This is a genomic window from Streptomyces sparsogenes subsp. cuspidosporus (assembly GCF_039532705.1).
Taxonomy (GTDB): Bacteria; Actinomycetota; Actinomycetes; order Streptomycetales; family Streptomycetaceae; genus Streptomyces; species Streptomyces sparsogenes.
In genome coordinates this window covers 318,586-323,242 of record NZ_BAAASD010000002.1, presented here as the reverse complement: position 1 = coordinate 323,242, position 4,657 = coordinate 318,586, and the positions used below count along the sequence as shown (strand labels likewise).

Here is a 4,657-nt window from a genome sequence, read left to right as displayed (position 1 = left end):
GCCTTCGACCTCTTTTGGATACTCGATATCGTACATCTAGCGCTTCCCGGAACCGCCGTTGCCGTATTTCTCGCTGTTCCCCTGGGCGTCCTTGATCCTGTCCTGGACCACCGCGTGGGTCTCCCCGACGCTGCGCAGGCTCTCCAGCACGGCCGACTGCAATCCGGTCAGGAACTTCTCCAGACCGGTGAGAACCAAGCGGCAGCTCTCATTCTGCTGCCGGTACGGCGGGTCGGACTTGTCGTGGAACTCGTCGTCCTCTCCGTTCCAACCCTCGACCCCCCGCTCCAGGGACTCGAACCGGGTCAACGCCTCCTTCGGCATTCCCGCTACCTGTCCGATCCGCCGGACGCCCCGCTCCAGGCCGTCAGCGTCCACCCAGTAGCTGTTGTAATCGGCCACTGCCCCTCACCTTCCCCGCACATCAATCGATGTCTTCGTCGATCTCGTCGAGCAGCCGGTTCCTCTGGGAACGGCCGGAACCGGCCTGACCGCCGCCGTCGAGCGCCGATCCGAAGACCCGGTTCCAGTCGAGGTCGATGCCCCGGCGCATCGATCCTTCAGGGCCCGGCTGGGTGAAGGGAGCGAACGTGTCCATCACCCGGCGGGCCATCTGCGCACGTCCCTGCCGAACGGCCTCCATGATCGAGGAGGCCAATTGAGGGCCCGTCATGTTCTGGTGCTTGTTGTCGAGGAACTTCAGCCCCGTCAACTCGCCCTGAGCACCGACGGTCGCCTCCACCACGCGATCGCTCGAGCGCACCGTCGCGGAAGCCTGACGGAGCTCCGCCTCCGCCCGCGCAACAGCGGCCTGAGTGGCCTGGAGCTCGGCCATGGCCTGGGCGATGCGCTCCTGCATCGGTTCGCTCAACGGACACTCCTGCTTAGGGATAGATGTTGATCATTGTGCAATGTCGGCCGACGAAAGGGAACTTCTCGCCCGTCAGCGTCCGATCACAGCCGGTGAGCCGCCCTCGTCGGTACCCCAGACGTCCTCCTCCTCCGGCTCCCAGACCTCGCGCTCGCGGTCGCTGCTCTCGGTCTCCGTCTGGCCGGGCGCGCCGGCACCGCCCATCGGCGGCAGGAACGGATTGCCGCCACTGGTGCTGATGGCCTGCCGGTCCTCGTACACGCCACCCCTGCCGCGCGGGACGGGGGCACTGCGGCGGTTGCTGACCACATCGCCGGTGTCGATCACATTGCGGACGCGTTCGGTGGCTCCGCCCTCGCCACCCTTGCTTCCCATGCCGCCCATACCACCCATGCCACCCATGGGCATGCCGCCCATCGGCATACCCCCCATGGGGCCGCCCCCCATCGAGCCGGGCATCGGGCCGCTGTTCAGCCGGGAGCCACTACCCGCGTCCGTCCCGCCTCCGGACTGGCCGGGGTTGCCCAGCGACGGCTCCTGGTACGGCTTGTCGTCGTACAGCTCCTCCTCGTAGGAGTGGCCGCCGTAGTCGTAGGAGGGCGGGTTCAGCGAGTGTCCGCCGTTCAGGGGGGAGCTGCTTCCGGGGCCGTGGTACTGGTAGTCCGGGCGCGCGTTGTCGGGGTCGTTCAGATAGCCCGTGGTCGTCGTGCCGTCCGGGCCGGTGATCGAGGTGGCGCCGGTGTCCGGGTCCACCCGGGAGGTGCTGCCGTCGGGGTACTCGGTGACCACCTGGCCGTGCCGGTCCAGGTGGGTGTTGCTGCCGTCGGGGTTGTGCAGGACATCGTCCGCGTTGAGCGGCCCGGAGTACGAGTGGCCGTCCGGCTTGATGACGGTCGACATCTGGGTGTGCGGGTCGATCACGGACTTGCTGCCGTCCGGGAAGTCCGTGACGAGGCGGCCCTGGGAATCCAGGTGCGACTGGCTGCCGCCGGGGTTGGTCAGCGAGTCGTCGCCGTTGACCGGGCCGTGGATTTCCGGCGAGAGATGCCTGAAGTCGCCGTTGTTGAGCTGGGTCGGATCGCCATGGTTGAGCTGGGTCAGATCGCCGTGGTTGAGTGCACCACTGAGCTTGGACTGTTCCTTCCGGAACTCCTCCTGCCGCTGCTGCTGTTGCCGCTGCAGCTCTTCCTGTCGCTTCTGCTGCTCCTCCTGGGCCTTGTCCTGCCTCTGCTGGTACTCCTCCTGTTTCTGCTCGGCCTCCTTCCGCTGTTCCTCCTGCCGCTGCTCCTGCTCGTGGCGGATCTGCTCCTGCTTCTTCTCCGCCTCCGCCTGCTTCTGCTCGGCCTCCTTCTGCTGCTGCTCCTGCCGCTGCTCCTGCTCGTGACGAATCTGCTCCTGCTTGGCCTGAGCCTCGGCCTGCTTCTCCTCCGCCTTCTTCTGCTGCTCCTCCTGCTTCTGCTCCTGCTCGTGACGAATCTGCTCCTGCTTGGCCTGAGCCTCGGCCTGCTTCTCCTCCGCCTTCTTCTGCTGCTCCTCCTGCTTCTGCTCCTGCTCCTGGCGGATCTGCTCCTGCTTCTTCTCCGCCTCGGCCTGCTTCTGCTCGGCCTCCTTCTCCTTCTCCGCCTGCATCTGCTCCTGCTCCTGGCGGATCTGCTCCTGCTTCTTCTCCGCCTCCGCCTGCTTCTGCTCGGCCTCCTTCTGCTGCTGCTCCTGCTTGGCCTCGGCCTCGGCTTCCTTCTTCGCCTGTAGCTTGTCCCGCTTCTCCTGCTCGGCCTTCTGCTGATTCACCTGCTGGACCTGGAACGCGTGCGCCTGCTTCTGCGCCTCGTCCTGCTTGGCCTGAGCCTCGGCCTGCTTCTGCTCGGCCTGCTTCCGCTGCTCTTCCTGCTTGGCCTCCTGCTCCTGGCGGATGTGGTCCTGCTTGGCCTGCTGCTCGGCCTGCTTCTGCTCGGCCTCTTTCTCCTTCTCCGCCGCCTTCTGCTCGGCCTCCTTCTCCTTCTCCGCCTGCTTCTTCTCCGCCTCGGCCTGCTTCTGCTCCGCCTCCTTCTCCTTCTCCGCCTGCTTCTGCTCCGCCTCCTTCTCCTTCTGTGCCGCCTTCTCCTCGGCCTCCTTCTGCTTCGCCTCCTGCTCCTTCTCCTTGGCGGCCGCCTTCTCCTCGGCCTCCTTCTCCTTCTGTGCCGCCTTCTCCTCGGCGGCCTTCTGCTTCGCCTCCTGCTCCTTCTCCTTGGCGGCCGCCTTCTCCTCGGCCTCCTTCTCCTTCTTCTCCGCCGCGGCCTTCTCTTCGGCGTACTTCTTGTCAGCCTCCGCCTTGTCCTTGGCAGCCTTGTCCTCCGCCGCCTTCTTGTCGTCCTCGTACTTCTTCTCCGCCGCCTTCTTGTCGTCCTCGTACTTCTTCTCCGCCGCCGCCTTGTCCTTCGCGGCCTTGTCCTCGGCGTCCTTCTTTTCCTTGTACGCCTTGTCTTCCTGGAAGTGTTCCTCGATGCCCTTGTCGCCCTTGGTCCGGATGGAGCCCAGATCGAAGTGGGACGACCCCCAGGCGGTGGCGAGGTCCTTGAGCGCCTGCTCGGCCGGGTCGATCAGATATTCCTTGACATCCTCCTCCCAGTTGGCGATGGCCTGATCGGCGACCTTCTTCCAGGTCTCCAGCTCCTTCATGTCGCCGTAATAACGCTGAGGGCGATACATCCCGCTGTCCCAGGCGACCTGTGTGAAGTTCGACGTCGTGGTGTAGTCCCAGTAACCGCCGCCGCCGTAAGGGCTGTAGCTGTACTGGTAGTCGGCGTCGACCTCCGTCAGATTTCGGTCCCAGGTCTGAATGGCGATCTCCGACAACAGGTCGACGAGATGCCGCAGCGGATTGCCATAGGACTCGTTCCAGAGCTCCCACTGGCTGACGAGTTTCTCGGCCTGGGTTTTGAGGTCCTGCCCCGCCTGCCTGAGCGCCTTGCCCTGCTTGGACACCCCGCCGATGGCTTCCATGTCATCGGCGTAATGACCGTATCGCCTGCCCAGCTCATGAATGAGGTTCCAGAAGACGCCGGCCGCCTGCCCCTTCCACGCGTCGTTCTCGTCCCGGCCCACCTTTTCCTGCCACTCGGTCATGGTGGCATTGCTGTCCCAGAAGAACTTCGCGACCCGGTCGAAGGCATCCGCCGCCATGTCGAAGGAGCCAAGGCGGACGCCCTTGTCTAGCGGGATGGGGGGCTTGCCGCCCCAGGAGAACCCGAGGGTTCCGTTCTCGTTCTCCACCAGGGCCTTCAGCGCCTTGCCCGTCCCGTACGAGTAACTGGTCAGGTCGAAGGTGTTCCAGGTCGTCCCGTTGTCGCTGGGCTTGAAGTGGCCGTCCTCCAGCTCCTTGCCGTACTTGCTCTTTCCCTCACCGCCCACGACCTCGCCGCGGTACGCCCCGTCTTCGCTCTTGAAGCCGAGCAGTGTGAAGCGGGCCTTGTAGTAATGGACGCTGCCGTCGTCGTTCGTGTAGAACGGGATGACGAAGTCGGTGTTGTTGATGTGCCAGCCTGCGTTTTCCGACAACCAGTCGAAGTCGGTGGCGTCGATGGTTTCGACGCTTTTCTGCTTGGTGATCTCCACCTTCATCTGCTTGATGCCGGCGTTGCCGACGATCTGGTCGAACAGGGTGTGCCTCGCGGGCGCTTCATACCCGGTGAAGAGCTTGACCGCTTTCAACCAGTAGTCGTCGTACTCTTTGTCATCGGCCACGGCGAGGCTGCTCCATCAGAAGGTGATCTACAGGCGGCGTAAGGGGACCTACAGGCGACGTAACGG

The 4,657-nt window shown here is 64.8% G+C and carries 3 protein-coding genes; all 3 read right to left on the bottom strand.

The genetic code is table 11. The annotated features are described in order from the left end of the window. Positions 1 to 36: 36 nt before the first annotated feature. The gene (locus ABFY07_RS03935) at positions 37 to 402 is read right to left on the bottom strand and encodes a hypothetical protein (protein ID WP_346173066.1); all 366 of its coding nucleotides are present in this window, start codon (positions 400 to 402) and stop codon (positions 37 to 39) included. Positions 403 to 424: 22 nt separating this feature from the next. Next, the gene (locus tag ABFY07_RS03930; RefSeq protein ID WP_346173065.1) at positions 425 to 871 is read right to left on the bottom strand and encodes a YbaB/EbfC family nucleoid-associated protein; all 447 of its coding nucleotides are present in this window, start codon (positions 869 to 871) and stop codon (positions 425 to 427) included. 72 nt (positions 872 to 943) lie between these two features. After that, positions 944 to 4,591, bottom strand: coding sequence for an AAWKG family protein (locus tag ABFY07_RS03925; RefSeq protein ID WP_346173064.1), 3,648 nt, complete (start codon positions 4,589 to 4,591; stop codon positions 944 to 946). Positions 4,592 to 4,657 lie beyond the last annotated feature (66 nt).